General features: G+C 62.7%; 16 protein-coding genes. 4 read left to right on the top strand and 12 right to left on the bottom strand.

The genetic code is table 11. The features are described 5' to 3' along the window. Nucleotides 1-89: 89 nt before the first annotated feature. The 3 genes from DCO57_RS12615 to DCO57_RS12605 all read left to right on the top strand — a co-directional run bounded on the left by DCO57_RS12615 (nucleotide 90) and on the right by DCO57_RS12605 (nucleotide 2,010). On the top strand, nucleotides 90-1,049 hold the full coding sequence (locus DCO57_RS12615; protein WP_116699259.1) for a tyrosine recombinase XerC: 960 nt from the start codon (nucleotides 90-92) through the stop codon (nucleotides 1,047-1,049). A gap of 198 nt (nucleotides 1,050-1,247) precedes the next feature. Next, complete coding sequence (locus DCO57_RS12610) at nucleotides 1,248-1,655, top strand: serine/threonine protein kinase (protein WP_116699258.1); 408 nt, start codon at nucleotides 1,248-1,250, stop codon at nucleotides 1,653-1,655. Between the two features lie 118 nt (nucleotides 1,656-1,773). Continuing rightward, nucleotides 1,774-2,010 (top strand): hypothetical protein, encoded by a 237-nt coding sequence (locus DCO57_RS12605; protein ID WP_133192666.1) that lies wholly within the window; start codon nucleotides 1,774-1,776, stop codon nucleotides 2,008-2,010. 119 nt (nucleotides 2,011-2,129) lie between these two features. Here DCO57_RS12605 and DCO57_RS12600 read toward each other — a convergent pair whose 3' ends face one another. After that, nucleotides 2,130-2,771, bottom strand: a complete 642-nt coding sequence (locus DCO57_RS12600; protein WP_116699256.1) for a cation transporter — start codon at nucleotides 2,769-2,771, stop codon at nucleotides 2,130-2,132. A 79-nt stretch (nucleotides 2,772-2,850) separates the two neighbouring features. Between DCO57_RS12600 and DCO57_RS12595 the strand changes: the two genes are divergently transcribed. After that, a complete protein-coding gene (locus DCO57_RS12595) occupies nucleotides 2,851-3,288 on the top strand; it encodes a helix-turn-helix domain-containing protein (protein WP_116699255.1) in 438 nt (145 codons plus the stop codon). Nucleotides 3,289-3,575: 287 nt separating this feature from the next. On the opposite strand, the gene lpdA is transcribed toward DCO57_RS12595, so the two are convergent. From lpdA to DCO57_RS12535, 11 genes are all read right to left on the bottom strand, one after another. Further along, nucleotides 3,576-4,979: a dihydrolipoyl dehydrogenase gene (gene lpdA, locus DCO57_RS12590; RefSeq protein WP_116699254.1), complete on the bottom strand. Its 1,404-nt coding sequence runs from the start codon at nucleotides 4,977-4,979 to the stop codon at nucleotides 3,576-3,578. A gap of 45 nt (nucleotides 4,980-5,024) precedes the next feature. After that, nucleotides 5,025-5,783, bottom strand: a complete 759-nt coding sequence (locus DCO57_RS12585; protein ID WP_116699317.1) for an SDR family oxidoreductase — start codon at nucleotides 5,781-5,783, stop codon at nucleotides 5,025-5,027. 103 nt (nucleotides 5,784-5,886) lie between these two features. Next, nucleotides 5,887-6,501, bottom strand: a complete 615-nt coding sequence (locus tag DCO57_RS12580) for a LysE family translocator (RefSeq protein WP_116699253.1) — start codon at nucleotides 6,499-6,501, stop codon at nucleotides 5,887-5,889. 28 nt (nucleotides 6,502-6,529) lie between these two features. Beyond that, nucleotides 6,530-8,053, bottom strand: a complete 1,524-nt coding sequence (gene odhB / locus DCO57_RS12575; protein WP_116699252.1) for a 2-oxoglutarate dehydrogenase complex dihydrolipoyllysine-residue succinyltransferase — start codon at nucleotides 8,051-8,053, stop codon at nucleotides 6,530-6,532. Between the two features lie 64 nt (nucleotides 8,054-8,117). After that, nucleotides 8,118-11,108 carry a 2-oxoglutarate dehydrogenase E1 component gene (locus DCO57_RS12570; protein WP_116699316.1) on the bottom strand — a complete coding sequence of 997 codons (2,991 nt, stop codon included), beginning with the start codon at nucleotides 11,106-11,108 and terminating at the stop codon, nucleotides 8,118-8,120. 203 nt (nucleotides 11,109-11,311) lie between these two features. After that, entirely contained in the window at nucleotides 11,312-12,220 is a 909-nt protein-coding gene (sucD, locus tag DCO57_RS12565; RefSeq protein ID WP_116699251.1) for a succinate--CoA ligase subunit alpha, read from the bottom strand. After that, complete coding sequence (gene sucC / locus DCO57_RS12560; RefSeq protein ID WP_116699250.1) at nucleotides 12,221-13,420, bottom strand: ADP-forming succinate--CoA ligase subunit beta; 1,200 nt, start codon at nucleotides 13,418-13,420, stop codon at nucleotides 12,221-12,223. It lies immediately after the preceding gene. Nucleotides 13,421-13,491: 71 nt separating this feature from the next. Beyond that, nucleotides 13,492-14,454: a malate dehydrogenase gene (gene mdh / locus DCO57_RS12555; protein ID WP_116699249.1), complete on the bottom strand. Its 963-nt coding sequence runs from the start codon at nucleotides 14,452-14,454 to the stop codon at nucleotides 13,492-13,494. Between the two features lie 173 nt (nucleotides 14,455-14,627). Beyond that, nucleotides 14,628-15,785, bottom strand: a complete 1,158-nt coding sequence (gene zapE / locus DCO57_RS12550) for a cell division protein ZapE (protein WP_116699315.1) — start codon at nucleotides 15,783-15,785, stop codon at nucleotides 14,628-14,630. A gap of 450 nt (nucleotides 15,786-16,235) precedes the next feature. Beyond that, entirely contained in the window at nucleotides 16,236-17,024 is a 789-nt protein-coding gene (locus tag DCO57_RS12540) for a hypothetical protein (RefSeq protein WP_116699247.1), read from the bottom strand. A 76-nt stretch (nucleotides 17,025-17,100) separates the two neighbouring features. After that, nucleotides 17,101-17,598, bottom strand: a complete 498-nt coding sequence (locus DCO57_RS12535) for a protease inhibitor Inh/omp19 family protein (RefSeq protein ID WP_208977921.1) — start codon at nucleotides 17,596-17,598, stop codon at nucleotides 17,101-17,103. Nucleotides 17,599-17,649 lie beyond the last annotated feature (51 nt).

Here is a 17,649-nt window from a genome sequence, read left to right as displayed (position 1 = left end):
CCGCCGCGGGCAAAGCAACCGTTTTGCCCGTTGCCGGCGTGGGCACGTCCGTTAACCGAACCGTCAAGTTTGCGCGCCAGAGTGAGATCATGTGCGCGCACCCTGCAGACAATGATGCCCTTCTCGTAACGGCCAGGCCTGATCTCAATCAGCGCGTGGGCCTGTGGCTCGACCATCTGACGGACGAGCGGCGTCTGTCCGACAAGACCCTGCTGGCCTACGAACGGGACCTCAGGCAGTTCCTGCGGTTCCTGACCGGCCATCTTGGCGGTGCGCCCGCGCTCAAGGATATCGCGGCACTCAAGCCGGCGGATTTCAGAGGTTTTCTGGCAAGCCGCAGGCGGCAGGGCGTTCAAAGCCGGTCCCTGGCCCGGGGGCTTGCAGGCATCCGCTCCTTCCTGAAATTCCTGGAGCGGCGCGGCGAAGTCAATGCCGCCGCCTCCGCCGCCGTCCGCCCGCCCCGGCAGGCCCGGTCCCTGCCCAAGCCGGTTTCCCCGAAGGACGCCATCGGCATCACCGGCGGCGATCTGGCCATGGAAAGCGAAGCCTGGATCGAGGCGCGCAACACCGCCGTTCTGACCCTGCTTTACGGCTGCGGCCTGCGCATTGCGGAAGCGCTGTCGCTCACCGGCAACATGGCGCCCCGGCAAGGGGCCCGAACCCTGCGGATCGTCGGCAAGGGGCGCAAGGAGCGGATCGTGCCCATCCTGCCCGCGGTCAGCGAGGCGGTCGACCGGTACCTGAAGCTATGTCCCTATGCCATTTCTCCCGAGGGGCCGCTGTTCCTGGGTGCGCGCGGCGGTCCGCTGAACCCGCGCATGATCCAGCTGGCGATGGAAAAGCTGCGCGGCGCCCTCGGCCTTCCCGATACCGCAACACCGCACGCGCTGCGGCATTCCTTCGCGACACATCTCCTGGCAGGCGGAGGCGACCTGAGAACCATCCAGGAACTGCTCGGCCATGCCAGCCTTGCCTCCACGCAGATCTACACCGAGATCGACAGCGCGCATCTCCTGAGCGCCTATGACAAGGCGCATCCGCGGCGCTAACGCCGCAAGACATGCACTTTCAAGACACACCGTCCCCTGCGACCCGTGTTACCCGAAAGTGCTCCGGTTCAGCCCGGGGACAGGTGCCTCGGGTCAAATGACGGGGACCAGAGGGTGGTGATGCGGGCGCCAGCCGGTTGGCGTTTTGCCGGAAGGCCCGTTATCCTGCCGATCCGTGCCGTCACCAGGAGAATGCGCATGCGTCTGATTGTTCTTGCCGCCGGGTTTCTTCTGCTGTCGGCCGTTGCCTCGCTCGCGCAGCAGCGGGTCTACTGCCCGCTGCCGGAAGACGGCATCTGGGTCAACAAGGATGCCGCGCCGAAACAAATCAGCCGCGTGGAGGTGGAAAGCCGGTGTCTGGACGATCAGGTCCATGTGCGGGTGCGGGCCTTCACCGCCTGTATTCCACGGGACTGCAAATGGGGGTGGACGCAGGCCGAGCGGCGGTCGGACGGGGCCATCCAGGTTCTTCTGATCGGCTTTCTGAGCAGCAAGCAGCTCACGCTGAAGGTCTTCGGAGACATGCTTGACGTTCATGTGATCAGCATCGTCAACGACTTGTCCGAACCGCGCAGGGAAGAAACCTTCAATCTCACGCGAAAATGATTGCCCGACCCGGCCGAATTCGCCGGAATCCGGGCTTTCTTCTTGCCAAACCGGCCCGTTGCCCTATCCTTTTCTCCATTGCGCTGGTTTGCGCAGAGGAACGGACGGAGGTGTATAGATGCGTCTATTGACCACTGGAATCGCGGCCCTCGCCCTGACCGCATTTGCAGGTGTACCGGCAATTGCGTGCTCCTGGGACAAGACCGCCAAAGCCGAGCAGAAAATCACGGTTGCGGAGGCGGTGACGCCCCTGCAATACGACAGCGACGTGGCGATCGCGACCAACGACCTGAGCGATGAAACTCTGCGGAAAATGACCGTTCTGCCGGTTCCGGGTGAAAAGCCCGCAGAGTGATCCAGACCGGTGATTTTCTCCAAATTGCCCGCTGCTTCGCAGCGGGCCTTTTCGCGCACTCCATGACGCACCACGGACGGGCCGACAGGTCCGGGGCACCGGCTTGAGCCAGGGGCCTTTTATCGGACAGTCGGGATGACCGGAACAGTGCTGAGGCGATACTCCGCAAGAGCCTGTCTGAGGATCTGCACCGAGGAGCTGACGAAGAGGCTTGCCATCAGTCCGGCGACGACCAGGTCCGGCCATGCCGTGGCGGTTCCCCAGACCCCCAAAGCCGCCAGCATGACGGCGACATTCCCGATCGCATCGTTGCGGGAGCACAGCCAGACTGAACGCACATTGGCGTCCCCGTCCTTGTAGCGGACCAGCAGCATCACGCTGGCGAGATTGGCGGCGAGCGCCAGGAATCCTATGGACCCCATGACCGCGGCCTGCGGAACCCCGAGCACGAAGAGCTGATAGAGCGTCGACGCGGCAACCCAGATGCCCATCAGCAGCAGGCTGCTCCCCTTGGCCAGCGCCGCCAGGGAACGGGCCTTCACGGAAGCCCCGATCACCGCGAGGGAAATCCCGTAGGTGGCCGCGTCGCCGAAGAAGTCGAGCGCATCCGCCTGAAGGGATTTCGATCCGGCGGCCTGGCCGGCAACCATCTCGACGATGAACATGCCGGCATTGAGCGCGATCACCAGCCAGAGACGACGGCGGTAGTCCCGCGACATGCCGTCAAAGGTTCCTTGAGAAGACCCGCAGCACGTACCCATCGAAAGCTCCCATGCACTTGAAATTCCATTGCAGGAGGTTTTGTAATCCCTATAGCGACTAGAGGTTCAAGAGGTTTTCATGGATTTTTCGATCGGGGAACTGGCGAAGCGGACCGGCGTCAAGGTGCCGACCATCCGCTATTACGAAAAAGAAGGCCTGCTCGATGCGCCGCTGCGCACGCAGGGCAACCAGCGGCGCTACCGCGCACAGGATCTGGACCGTCTCGGCTTTATCCGGCATTGCCGCGACCTCGGTCTGCCCATGCCGGCCATCCGGGATCTGATCGACCTTGGCCAGCATCCGGACAAGCCCTGCCGCGAAGCGGACCGGATCGCCGCGACCCAGCTTCAATCCGTGCGTGAACGTATTGCCCATCTGCGGAAGCTCGAGGCGGAACTGGAGCGCATCACGGCCAGCTGCAAGGGCGGGCATACGGTGACGGACTGCAACGTGCTCAAGGCTTTCGGGGATCACAGCCTGTGCCGCGACGAGCACGCGGCACCGACGAAAGCCTGACCCCGCCGCAGCAAGGAACCAGCCGGCCAAAACCAGATGGAGGCGCGGCTGCAGATGGCAGCTGTCGAGACCCGGAAACCGAGTGGCCAGAAGGGGCTTCCCGTGCCGTCCGCCCGACACGAATTCCGCCGCCCGGAGGACGAAGAAGAGATCATCCACATTGGCGATGATGTGAGCCGTCCGGATCATCTTCTCGTGCAGGAGGCCCGGGCTGCAAATGCGAATGTGCCCTGCGCTGTCTCCAGCGCAGGGCACTCCGTCATCGTGTACCGGCCCCGGGACAGCCCTTACGAGTGGATCGTCTTGAAGAAGGCGCCGAGGGCGGCTTCCTTGACGGCTTCCGACATGGTGGGGTGCGCATGGCAGGTGCGGGCGAGATCCTCCGACGAGCCGCCGAATTCCATCAGCACCGCAGCTTCATGGATCATCTCGCCGGCACCGAAGCCGAGGATATGCACGCCCAGGACCTCGTCGGTTCTGGCATCGGCCAGAACCTTGGCGAAGCCGTCGGTCTTGTTCATGGCCCGTGCGCGGCCATTGGCCGAGAAGTTGAACTTGCCGGTCTTGTAGGCGATGCCTGCGGCCTTCAGTTCCTCTTCGGTCTTGCCGACGGAGGCGACTTCCGGCTGGGTGTAGACGACGCCCGGAATGACGTTGTAGTTCACGTGACCGGCCTGACCCGACAGGATCTCGGCCAATGCAACCCCTTCGTCCTCGGCCTTGTGCGCCAGCATCGGGCCGGCGACGACATCGCCGATGGCATAGATGCCGTCCACATTGGTCTTGTAGTGGGCGTCGATCTGCACGCGCCCGCGTTCGTCCAGCGCCACACCGGCCGTGTCCAGACCCAGTCCCTCGGTATAGGGACGGCGGCCGATGGCGACCAGAACGATGTCCGCTTCCAGGACTTCCTTGTCACCGCCCTTGGCGGGCTCGACGGTCACCGCAAGGCCCTTGCCCTTTTTCTCGACGCCGGTCACCTTGGACGAGAGCTTGAACTCCATGCCCTGCTTTTTCAGCATGCGCTGGAAGTTCTTGGAGACATCACCGTCCATCGGTCCGAGAATCTTGTCCATGAACTCGACGACGGTGACCTTGGAGCCGAGCCGGTTCCAGACCGAGCCCAGTTCCAGACCGATCACGCCGCCGCCGACGACGACCAGCTTGCCGGGCACCTTTTCAAGCTCCAGCGCGCCGGTGGAGGAAACAATCTGCTTCTCGTCGATCTCGACCCCAGGCAGCGGCATGACTTCCGAGCCGGTGGCAATGACGATGTTTCTGGTTTCAAGAACCGTCGCCGCGCCGTCTTCGGCGGTCACCTCGACCTTGCCTTGAGCGAGGACCTTGCCGGTCCCGGTGTGCACGTCGATCTTGTTCTTCTTCATCAGGAAGGCGACACCGCCGACGTTGGCATCGACCACATCGCTCTTGTGTTTCATCATCGCCGGCAGGTCGAGCTTGGGCTTGGAGACCTTCACGCCGATCTTTTCAAGACCGTGCCCGGCTTCCTCGAACATCTCGGAGGCGTGCAGCAGCGCCTTGGAGGGGATGCAGCCGATATTGAGACAGGTCCCGCCAAGAGTTGCGTTTTTCTCCACGACTGCCGTCTTCAGGCCAAGCTGCGCTGCCTTGATCGCGCAAACATAGCCACCCGGGCCGGTTCCGATGATGACAAGATCATATTGGGACATGTTGGGCCGCCTTTGCCTCTTTAAGTGTGAGTCCAGGAATCTGGATCATGGTAGGATTGCCCGGCCTCCGGAAACATCCAGAATTGCGCCGGTCGTGTAACTTGCCTGGTCCGACATCAACCAGAGAATCGCATCGGCCACCTCGTCGGCGGAGCCGGCACGTTTCATCGGCAGTCGGGACTGGAGCCGCGCCACCCGGTCGGGTATGCCGCCCGAGGCGTGGATCTCGGTGTCGATGATGCCCGGGCGAACCGCGTTCACGCGGATCCCCTCCTGCGCGACTTCAAGCGCCAGACCGACCGTCATGGTGTCGATCGCCCCTTTCGCCGCCGCGTAGTCGACATACTGACCCGGCGAACCGAGCTTGGAGGAGGCCGAACCGAGATTGACAATCGACCCGCCCCTGCCGCCCAGGCGGGTCGACATCCGCCGCACCGCCTCGCGGGCACACAGGAACGATCCGATGACGTTGACGGAGAAGATCCGGGTCATGCGGTCGAGAGACATTTCGTCCACCCGCTGCGCCACATCGAGAATGCCGGCGTTGTTGACCAGTCCCGTCAGAGTGCCGAGGTTGTCGGCCTCGGCAAACAGGTTGAGGACGTCGGCCTCGTCGCTGACATCGCCCTGAACAGCCACGGCCGTGCCGCCGGCGGCCCGGATTTCGTCGACGAGTTCGTCCGCCGCATCGGAATTGCGCGCAAAATTGACGAGCACCGTCCGGCCACCCGCCGCAAGCTTGCGGCAAACACTGGCACCAATTCCACGGCTTCCGCCGGTTACTATGACAATTTCTTCAGCCATTCCGCCTCCGGTTGAGGCCATTCATTCAGTTGAGGGAACGAAGCGTTTCCGATGCCTTGCCGGCAGCCCAGGTTCCGGTGGGCCAGCTGCGTCTCCCGTCGCATCATCGCTCCGTCAATGCCAGCCGCAGGCCGAAGCCGGCGAAGGCCGCGGCAACCGTACGGCGCATCCACATCATGACCCTGTCACTGCGCAGGACCCTTTCGCCCACCAGCGCGGCGAACTGTCCGTAAATCACGAAGATCGCGAAGGTCATGGCCATGAAGACCCCGCCCAGGAGCAGCATGTCGAGCGTAGGATCGAGCGCAAGCGGGCTGACGAACTGCGGCAGGAAGGCCAGAAAGAACACGGTCAGTTTCGGATTGAGAATATTGATCAGAAATCCGGTGCGCGCGGTCGCCAGGTCTCCGGCGCGCGCGTTCCTGTCCGCTGTCAGGTCAAGCGGGCCCCTGTCCTTCAGGGTTTGCCAGGCAAGATACAGCAGATAGGCGACACCGGCATATTTGACGGCCTGAAACACCAGCGCACTGGTGTGCATCAGCGCCGCCACGCCAATGACGGAGGCCAGGATGGCCGGGATGATTCCGAGCGTGCAGCCAACGGCGGCGGCGACGGATGCCCGCCGCCCGCTGCCGAGACCGACCGCCACCGTGTAGGCGACACCGGTTCCGGGAACCAGCACCACAATCAACGCGGTGATCAGAAAATCGGGGCTCATCTGCCGGCTTCTCCAGGGTCTTTCCGGATCAGAGATCCAGAACCAGGCGCTGCGGATCCTCCAGGCTTTCCTTGACACGAACCAGGAAGGTCACGGCTTCCTTGCCGTCGATGACCCGGTGGTCATAGGAAAGCGCCAGATACATCATCGGACGGATCACCACCTGACCGTTCACGGCCATCGGCCGCTCCTGGATCTTGTGCATGCCCAGAATGCCGGACTGCGGTGCGTTCAGGATGGGCGACGACATGAGCGAACCATACACCCCGCCGTTGGAGATGGTGAAGGTGCCGCCGGTCATGTCAGCCATGCCGAGCTTGCCGTCCCGGGCCTTCCTGCCGAGATTGCCGATTTCCTTCTCGACCTCGGCGATGGACATCTGGTCGGCATCGCGCACGACGGGAACCACAAGGCCCTTGTCGGTGCCGACGGCCACGCCGATGTGGCAGAAGTTCTTGTAGATGATGTCGTTGCCGTCGATCTCCGCATTGACCGCGGGAACCTCTTTCAGGGCATGGGTCACCGCCTTGGTGAAGAAACCCATGAACCCGAGCTTGACGCCGTGCTTCTTCTCGAACAGGTCCTTGTACTGCTTGCGCAGCTCCATGACCGGTCCCATGTCCACCTCGTTATAGGTGGTCAGCATGGCGGCGGTGTTCTGGGCATCCTTGAGCCGGCGGGCGATGGTCTGGCGCAGTTTGGTCATGCGCACGCGTTCCTCGCGCGCCTCGTCCTGGGCGGCGACCGGACCGCGGGCAACCTGTGCCGGGGCCGGTGCGGAGGCGCTTGCCGTGGCGCCGGAAGCGAGCGCGTCGATGACGTCTCCCTTCAGAACCTGACCGCGCTTGCCGGAGCCGCCGAGCTGATCGGCGGACAGGTTGTTTTCGGCAATCATCTTGGCAGCCGCGGGAGCCGGGGGCATGGAGGAGCCGGAGGACACGGCGGGCGCCGGCTGGGCCTGGGCGGGAGCGGCCGGCTTGCTTTCGGCCGGAGCCGCAGCGGCCCCTTCTCCCGAGGGGGCGATCTGGCACAGCAGAACGCCCGGTTCGACGGTGCTGCCGGTTTCCGCGGAAATCTTGACCACCTTGCCGGCAACCGGGGCAGGAACCTCCTGGGCGGCCTTGTCGGTTTCCAGCTCGACGAGCGTGTCGTCGGCCTTGACCATATCGCCGACCTTGACACTCCATTCGCCGACTTCCGCCTCGGTGACGGATTCGCCGGCGCTCGGCGTGAGCACATCGACCAGTTCCGCTTTCGCCGCGGCCTTGCTGTCTTCCTTCGCAGGAGCCGCTTCGGCCTTCGGTGCGGCGGCAGCCCCTTCGGCGATCTGGCCCAGAAGCGCGCCGACCTCGACCGTGTCGCCTTCCTTCACCAGGATGCTTTCCAGAGTGCCTGCGGCCGGAGCGGGAACTTCGACAGTGACCTTGTCGGTTTCCAGTTCAACGAGCGGCTCGTCCTGACTGACGGCATCACCGGGTTTCTTGAACCACTGCGCAATCGTTGCTTCTGAAACGGATTCGCCCAGCGTGGGCACGCGAATTTCGGTTGCCATGGTCGCCTTCTCTTAAAATTACCTGGCCAGTTTTTGAAAGAGGGCCCGCAGGCCCTCTCAACGATTAGTTTCCAAGAGCCTCTTCGAGGAACGCCTGCAGTTGAGCAAGATGTGCGGACATCAGTCCTGTCGCGGTCGATGCCATGGCGGGACGGCCCGCATAGCGCGGCCGCTTGTGCCTGGCGTCGATCTGCCCGAGGACCCATTCTATATAGGGCTCGACGAAGAACCAGCACCCCATGTTCCGGGGTTCTTCCTGGCACCAGACCATTTCGGCCTGCGGGAAGCGGGCAAGTTCGAGCATCAGCGCCTTCTTCGGGAAGGGATAGGGCTGTTCGACACGCAGCAGGTAGATGTCGTCGATGCCGCGTTTTTCCCGCTCTTCGTAAAGATCGTAATAGACCTTGCCCGTGCACATGACGACGCGCTTGATCTTGTCGTCCGCCACCAGCTTGGTTTCCGACGCGGGATTGTATTGCGCATCGTCCCAAAGCAGCCGGTGGAAGGAGGAGTCCGGACCGAGTTCGGCGATCGTGGACACCGCCCGCTTGTGGCGCAGGAGGGATTTCGGCGTCATCAGGATCAGCGGCTTGCGGATTTCGCGACGCAGCTGACGGCGCAGGATGTGGAAGTAGTTGGCCGGGGTCGTACAGTTGGCCACCTGCATGTTGTCTTCCGCGCACATCTGCAGGAAGCGTTCCAGCCGTGCGGAGGAATGTTCCGGCCCCTGCCCCTCGTAGCCATGCGGCAGCAGGCAGACGAGGCCGGACATGCGCAGCCATTTGCGCTCGCCGGAGGAGATGAACTGGTCGAACAGCACCTGCGCGCCATTGGCGAAGTCCCCGAACTGGGCTTCCCACAGGGTCAGGGCACGCGGCTCCGCAAGGGAATAGCCGTATTCGAAGCCCAGAACCGCTTCTTCCGACAGCATCGAGTTGATGACTTCGTAGCGCTGCTGTGTGCCCGGCGCGACGTTGTTCAGCGGAATGTAGCGGCTTTCGTTCTCCTGGTCATAGAGCACCGAATGGCGCTGGGAGAAAGTGCCGCGTTCGCAGTCCTGCCCAGACAGGCGCACCGGATGGCCTTCCTTCAGGAGCGAACCGAACGCCAACGCTTCGGCAGTAGCCCAGTCGATGCCCTCGCCGGTTTCGATCATGCGTTCGCGGTGCTTCATGAAGCGCGCGATGGTGCGGTGGATGTTGAATCCCTCCGGCACACGGGTCAACGCCCGACCGATATCCTTGACTTCCTGGATCGGCAGGCCGGTCTGGCCCCGGCGCGGATCGTCTTCATTGTCCGCACGCTTCATGCCGGCCCATTTGCCGTCCAGCCAGTCGGCCTTGTTCGGCTTGAAGGCCTGCCCGGAATCGAATTCCTCGTCCAGATGCTTGCGCCAGTCGGCCTTCATCCGGTCGACTTCCTCCTGGCTGATGACGCCTTCGCCGATCAGTCGCTCGGAGTAGAGCTGCAGGGTCGTCGCGTGCTTGCGGATCTTGCGGTACATGATCGGCTGCGTGAAGGCCGGCTCGTCGCCCTCGTTGTGGCCGAACCGCCGGTAACAGATGATGTCGATCACCACCGGCCGGTGGAATGTCTGCCGGAATTCGATCGCGATCTTGGCCGCGAAGACAACCGCTTCCGGATCGTCCGCATTGACGTGGAAGATCGGCGCCTCGATCACCTTCGCCATGTCCGAGGGATAGGGCGAGGAACGGGAGAAGCGCGGATTGGTGGTGAAACCGATCTGGTTGTTGATGATCACATGGACCGAACCGCCGGTGCGGTGGCCACGCAGGGCGGACAGACCGAAACACTCGGCCACGACGCCCTGACCGGCGAAAGCCGCATCGCCGTGCAGAAGCAGCGGCAGCACTGTGCTGCGGTCGACTTCCGTGGTCTCGACGAATTTGCCGTCATCATCGGCGGAGAGCTGGTCCTGCTTGGCGCGCGCCTTGCCGAGGACCACCGGATTGACGATTTCCAGGTGCGACGGGTTCGCCGTCAGCGACAGGTGCACGTTGTTGCCGTCGAAGGTGCGGTCCGAGGACGCGCCGAGATGGTATTTCACATCGCCGGATCCTTCCACTTCGTCCGGCGCGGAAGAGCCGCCCTTGAACTCGTGGAAGATGGCCCGGTGCGGCTTGCCCATGACCTGGGACAGAACGTTCAGGCGGCCGCGGTGGGCCATGCCGAGAACGATTTCCTTCAGGCCCATCTGGCCGCCGCGCTTGATGATCTGCTCCAGCGCGGGGATCAGGGCCTCGCCGCCGTCCAGGCCGAAGCGCTTGGTGCCGGTGTATTTGACGTCCAGGAACTTTTCGAAGCCTTCTGCCTCGACCAGCTTGTTGAGGATCGCCTTCTTGCCCTCGGCCGTGAAATCGACCTGCTTGTCCGGTCCTTCGATGCGCTCCTGAATCCAGGATTTGGCCGCAGGATCGGAAATATGCATGAATTCGACGCCGAGCGTCGAGCAATAGGTCCGCTTCAGGATGTCCAGCATCTCGCGGATGGTGGCGTATTCGAGACCGAGCACATGATCGATGAAGATCTTGCGGTCCCAGTCGTTTTCCGTAAAGCCGTAGGAGGACGGGTGCAGTTCCTCGTGATCGCCCTTGCCGGCAAGGCCGAGCGGATCGAGATCGGCATGAAGATGGCCGCGCATGCGGTAGGCGCGGATCATCATCAGGGCGCGCACGGAGTCGCGGGTCGCCTGATGCACTTCCATCTCCGAAACCGGCGCGCCGCCGGCTTCCGCCTTCTTCTTCAGCTTTTCGCCGAGCTTCTGCTCGATCGGCGCCCAATTGCCGTCAAAGGCATTGACGAGGTCGCCATCGGCCTCGATCGGCCAGTCCTTGCGTTTCCAGGTTGCCCCGCGCGCTTCCTTCAGGACGGCTTCCTTTTCGTCCTGGAAGGACGCAAAGAAATCCCGCCACTCGGCCTCAACCGAACCCGGGTCCGTCTTGTATTGTGCGTAGAGGTCTTCGATATAGGCTGCGTTGGCGCCGTAAAGCAACGACGTCAGTGCGAATACGTTGTTCGCTTCCTGCCGTGCCATGTCCATCTAGCGGAGGGCTGCTCCGCCCTTTTTGTTATGGCGAGCCGTAATAAGCCCGCGGCCGGTTCCCTACAAAGACCGGCATAAAACACCGGCCCCTCGAAAATCTGGTACGGCACCGTATTGGCGCCGCACCCCATCCTTCCATCATGCAGCAGAAAACGTAAACAGTTTCCGTCCCCTGCCGCAAAATTTCCTGGGTATCACCCCTTCAACACTTCGAGAAGTGTCTCGCCGAGCTTCGCAGGAGACGGTGACACCCGGATGCCGGCTTCTTCCATCGCCGCGATCTTGTCTTCCGCGCCGCCCTTGCCGCCGGAGATGACGGCACCGGCATGACCCATGGTCCGGCCCGGAGGCGCTGTGCGTCCCGCGATGAAACCGGCCATCGGCTTGCTCCGGCCCTTCTTCGCCTCGTCCATCAGGAACTGGGCCGCTTCTTCTTCCGCGGAACCGCCGATCTCGCCGATCATGATCATCGACTTGGTCTCGTCATCGGCCAGGAACATTTCCAGCACGTCGATGAATTCGGTGCCCTTGACCGGGTCGCCGCCGATGCCGACGGCGGTTGTCTGGCCGAGGCCCGCATTGGTTGTCTGGAAGACGGCTTCGTAGGTGAGCGTGCCGGAACGCGAGACGACACCGACGGAGCCCTTCTTGAAGATGGAGCCCGGCATGATGCCGATCTTGCATTCTTCCGGTGTCAGGATGCCCGGGCAGTTCGGTCCGAGCAGGCGGGAGCTGGATTTATCCAGCTTCGCCTTGACCTTGATCATGTCGGCCACCGGGATGCCCTCGGTGATGCAGACGATGAACGGGATCTCCGCATCGATCGCCTCGATGATCGCCGCAGCTGCGCCTGCCGGCGGGACGTAGATCACGGACGCGTCGGCGCCGGTGGCTTCCCTGGCTTCGCCCACAGTGGCGAAGATCGGCAGTTCGGCGGCGCCGTCGACACCGGAGGACCAGGTCTCGCCACCCTTCTTGGGGTGCACGCCGGCCACCATCTTGGTGCCGTAATATTCAAGCGCCTGTTCCGTGTGGAAGGTGCCGGTCTTGCCGGTCAGGCCCTGAACGATGATTTTCGTGTCTTTATTGACGAGGATGGACATTTACGCGCCCTCCTTCACGGCTTTCACGATTTTCTGGGCGGCGTCGTCGAGATCATCCGCGGCGATGACGTTCAGGCCGCTTTCGTTGATGATCTTCTTGCCGAGTTCCACGTTGGTGCCTTCCAGGCGCACAACGAGCGGCACCTGCAGGCCGACTTCCTTGACGGCTGCAACCACGCCTTCCGCGATCACGTCGCAGCGCATGATGCCGCCGAAGATGTTGACCAGGATGCCCTTCACCTTCGGATCGGAGGTGATGATCTTGAACGCGGCCGTCACCTTCTCCTTGGAGGCTCCGCCGCCCACATCGAGGAAGTTTGCCGGCTCGGCGCCGTAGAGCTTGATGATGTCCATGGTCGCCATGGCCAGGCCTGCGCCGTTGACCATGCAGCCGATGTCACCGTCCAGGGCCACATAGGCGAGATCATATTTGGACGCCTCGATTTCCTTGGCATCCTCTTCGGTCTCGTCGCGCAGGGCCAGGATGTCGGGATGACGGAAGAGCGCGTTGCCGTCGAAGGAGACCTTGGCGTCAAGGACACGCAGATGGCCGTCCTTCATGACGATCAGCGGGTTGACTTCCAGAAGGCTCATGTCCTTTTCGACATAGGCCTTGTACAGGATCGGGAAGAGCTTCATGCCGTCCTGACGAGCCGCGCCGGACAGCTCCAGCGCGTCGCAGAGCTTGCCCGCGTCCGCCTCGGTCACGCCGGTGTCCGGATCGATCGGCAGGGTGATGATCTTTTCCGGGGTCTCTTCGGCAACCGCCTCGATGTCCATGCCACCCTCGGTGGAGACGACGAAGGCCGCGCGGCCGACGGTACGGTCGACCAGGATGGAGAGATAAAGCTCACGCTCGATGTCGGCGCCGTCTTCGATATACAGACGGTTGACGACCTTGCCTGCTTCACCGGTCTGCTTGGTGACCAGCGTGTTGCCGAGCATTTCGCGAGCATGCGCCTTGACTTCGTCCAGGGAGAAAGCCAGACGGACACCACCCTTGGCATCGGCGGGAAGTTCCTTGAACTTGCCCTTGCCGCGGCCGCCGGCGTGGATCTGTGACTTGACGACCCAGAGCGGGCCCGGAAGGCTTTTGGCGGCAGCTTCCGCTTCGTCGGCTGAAAAGATTGCAACGCCCTCGGCCACCGGAGCGCCGAATTCCTTCAGCACGGCCTTGGCCTGGTATTCATGAATATTCATGTGTCTCCCCCGTTGTCGGAGAACCGTTCCTTCATGGGGAAGGAACGGTCGCTATTCCATTGGACCGCCGCTTATGCCAGCGCCGGCTGAATTTTCTTGCAGGCTTCGACCAGACCGCTGACGGATGCCACCGACTTGTCGAAATTGCCTTTTTCTTCGCCCTGAAGATCGATCTCGATGATGCGCTCGACACCCTCGGCACCGATCACGACCGGCACACCCACATAGGTGTCCTTCAGGCCGTACTGGCCGTCGAGGGCCGCGGCGCAAGGCATGACGCGCTTCTTGTCCTTCAGGTAGCTCTCCGCCATCGCGATGGCGGAAGCGGCCGGGGCGTAGAAGGCCGAGCCGGTTTTCAGAAGACCGACGATTTCCGCGCCGCCGTCACGGGTGCGCTGGACGATCTCTTCCAGACGCTCGGCGGTGCACCAGCCCATCTTGACCAGATCGGGGAGCGGGATGCCGGCGACGGTGGAGTAGCGGGTCAGCGGCACCATGGTGTCGCCATGACCGCCCAGAACGAAGGCGGTGACGTCTTCCACGGAGACGTTGAATTCCTCCGCCAGGAAATAGCGGAAGCGGGAGCTGTCGAGAACGCCAGCCATGCCGACAACCTTGTTCTTCGGCAGACCGGAGAATTTCTGCAGGGCCCAGACCATGGCATCGAGCGGGTTGGTGATGCAGATGACGAAGGCGTTGGGCGCGTATTTGGAAATGCCGGCACCGACCTGTTCCATGACCTTCAGGTTGATTTCCAGAAGGTCGTCACGGCTCATGCCGGGCTTGCGGGGCACACCGGCGGTGACGATGATCACGTCGGAACCTTCGATGGCCTCGTAGCTGTTGGCGCCGGCCAGTTTGGCGTTGAAGCCGTCGACCGGCGAGGATTCAGCCAGGTCGAGCGCCTTGCCCTGCGGAACACCTTCCGCGATGTCGAAGAGAACGACGTCTCCCAGTTCCTTCAAACCGACCAGATGTGCCAGCGTACCGCCGATCTGACCAGAGCCGATCAAGGCAATTTTGTTCCGCGCCATTTTGAAAGTTTCCCTTTACGTAAGATGGAACTCCATGCCATCCGCCGATGACTGACGATGGCACTACTCTCTTTGCCGCGCCCGCGCAACCTCGCCAAAAGATTATTGCGCGGTGCCCGGCAAAAATTTTCATTTCTTCTCGCCTCCATACATGCCCAATAGGGAATGTATATCTAGACGTGCAATTCCCGTCTTTCACCCGCAAGGTAGGCCTCGGACCGCATTTCGATCAACCGCGACACTGTCCGGTCGAATTCGAAAGCTTCCGTTCCATCCTCCGAGGTATAGAGATTCTGCGGCTCGGCTTCAGCGGAGAGGATCAGCTTGATGCCGTTGTCGTAGAAAGTGTCGATCAGGTTGATAAATCGCTTGGCTTCGTTGCGCCGGGCTTTCGACATGACCGGCACGTGATCCAGAAACACCGTGCTGAAGGCATGAACGATGCGCAGATAGTCGCTTGCCCCCAGCGGCTGCATGCACAGGTCGTCAAAAGAGAACCGCGCCGCTCCGGCGGCCACACGGGGGACAACGATCCGGCGGCCCATGTTCTCCAGTTCCGCGGCGTGCGGCTGCATGCCGTGGGTCAGTTTCGCCCAGATTTCGTCCATCCGCGCATCGGCCGCCGCCCCCAGAGGGGTGATATAGACCGGAGCACCCGCGAGCTTTTCCAGCCGGTAGTCTGTCGGCGAATCCAGATGCAGGATCTCGACCCGCTTGGCCAGCATCTCGATGAAAGGCAGAAACAGCTGGCGGTTGAGCCCATCCTTGTAGAGTTTGGACGGCTCGACATTCGAGGTCGCCACCACGATCACGCCTCTTTCGAAAAGCTGGGTGAACAGGCGACCGAGGATCATGGCGTCGGCGATGTCGGTGACGGCGAACTCGTCGAAGAGCAGCAGCCGGGTTTCCTCGGCGATCTGTGCGGCAACGGGCGGGATCGGATCGTCGCCTTTCACCTCGCCGCGCTTGTGCGCCTGGCGGTGGGCGTGAATGCGCTCATGCACATCGGTCATGAATTCGTGAAAATGCACCCGGCGTTTGCGGCGGATCACCGTGACCTCGTAGAAGAGGTCCATGAGCATGGTCTTGCCACGCCCGACGCCGCCCCACATGTAAAGGCCCTGAACCGCCAACCAGAGCTGGTTCTTCTTGTTGGCGAACAGCCAGCCGAGAGAGCTTTTCTTCGACGCGAGCCGGGTTTCCGCCAGGCGGGTGTTGAGAAGGTCCAGCTGGCGCACGGCCTGCCGCTGGACAGGGTCTTCCGAAATCTCGCCGGAGGCGATCAGCGCGTCGTAGCGGGCGCTCATTGCTCGGTTGACCGGCAGTTCCATCTTCAACGGCGATACTCCCTCCATGAGGCATCATGGGGTCGTGAGTGAGACCAATTGCTCGGCGGAATAAGGTCAAAACGCCGTGGATGCAAGTCATGATATGGTCTGATACGCCCGGCAGGGGGACGCTTTCGGATTTCAACCGGTTGAAAATCGGGACTTCTGCCAAGGGATAATCACGGCTGCGGATTCGCAAACCGGCCCGGCCGGAAAAGCCTCTGCCCGCGGGTCGAGCGCCGCGCAGGGACATCCCGCCGGCCATTCTCCGGCCTGCCGGCATGTCGGACATCACCGAGAACCATTCCGTCGGGGAAGACAGGGCGACGCAGCCCGGCGCCGGAACCGGCCTCACCCTTGCGATGCCTTTTCGCGCCGAGCGCCACCCCGCCCCTGTCGTCCCGCGAAAAACGGAAGACAGGCACAGGGCCGATGGGGCCGTTCCGTTTTCGTCTACCGCTGCAGCAGCATCGACTTGCGGCCGTTCTGCAGTTCCTGGATATAAAGCAGCTGCGCGACGAGCTGGCATTCGTTCGGGTCGTCCAGATTGGCCTTGCGGCCGCGACCATCGGTCAGCAGCCAGGCGTTTCCCGGCTTGACCACATCGCATTCGATCGGTGCTCCGGGATCGAAGCCGGCCTTTTCGACGAGCATGCGGCCGAAACCGCTGTCGTCGTCGGTGCTGTTCTGCTCCGCGGTGCGCAGACGCATGCTTCGGTATGCCCGCCGGATGGACCCGGTCGCGACAAGGGCCGTGACGACGTCGTCGCCATCGAGAGCCGCGAACCGCAGCACGCCGGCATCCTCGGGGATGACCTCGCTCGAGCAGGGCGTTCTGTGGACGTCGCCCAGGGTGACCCACTCGGAACGGAGCGTCACCGTCGTTGGCTGCCGCAAGGCCGCCAGCTCCTTCGTCAGCCGCTTTTCCGCAAGGCGCTGAGGGGATTTTCCGCCCTGTTCCGCCCGGGAGGATTTGCCGGCGATCCCCGTTCCGCCGATTCTGAGCCGACGGAAAACGATCACATCGCGCATCAGGTCGGTGCGCTCCACCCGCCAGCCGGCGTCGAGCCAGGCATTCTGGTGAACAAGGCTGCCGCCCGAATTGGCCCACCATGTGCGGTGCTCGCGGGCGCTCTTGGGAAGGGAGGTCCCGATGATCTCTTCGACTTCATTCAGCTTTGCGGCCCAGACGACATCCTCCAGACGCGCAAGGTGCTCACGCAACGGTTCATATTTCGACATTTGCACAGCCTTTCCGATAGCTGTACAAAATGTACACTCATAGCGCGTACTGTCCAGTAAAAAATACCGAGGATTGTTAACGGTAGAGGGAAATGGGCGCCCCGGTCGAGGTCTGGCCGTCAAACCTGCCGGGCGCGCTGGAATAGAGCTGCGCAACGATCACGCCGGTTCCATCCTTCAGGACGACCTGCTTGCCGTTCAGGTCCCAGGCGGCGATACCTGTGAGCGCCGGCGTCACACAACCACGGGTATTGGCCCTGTATCCACCGGACCATGTCGTCAGGGTCATGAAGGCCTTGCAGCTCTCGCCCGCTGACGTCAGGCTCCAGCCGCCGAGAAGGTCCGTGCGGCCGATTTCCTGGGCGCCGGAGGGCGCCGCAATCGGATTGCTGGCCAGATCGGCCGGGGCGGCGGTGGGGTCCAGCCCGGCAGTGCCGACCTGAGGGGCATTGGGATCGAGCGGTGCGAGGGCTCCGGAACCGACCGGTGTGGTCGGAGTCGCGGGCAGGGGCGCAGCATAATTCCGCCCTCCGGAGAACCGCTGACATCCGGCCGCCAGGACCACCAGCCCCATAACCAAAACAAGTTTTCCCGCGCGCATCATAACGAATCAGTCCCTCACCTT

Source organism: Labrenzia sp. 011, from assembly GCF_003075075.1.
Lineage (GTDB): Bacteria > Pseudomonadota > Alphaproteobacteria > Rhizobiales > Stappiaceae > Roseibium.
Note: the sequence above shows the minus strand (reverse complement) of the source record. Positions and strands in the feature narration are given on the sequence as shown.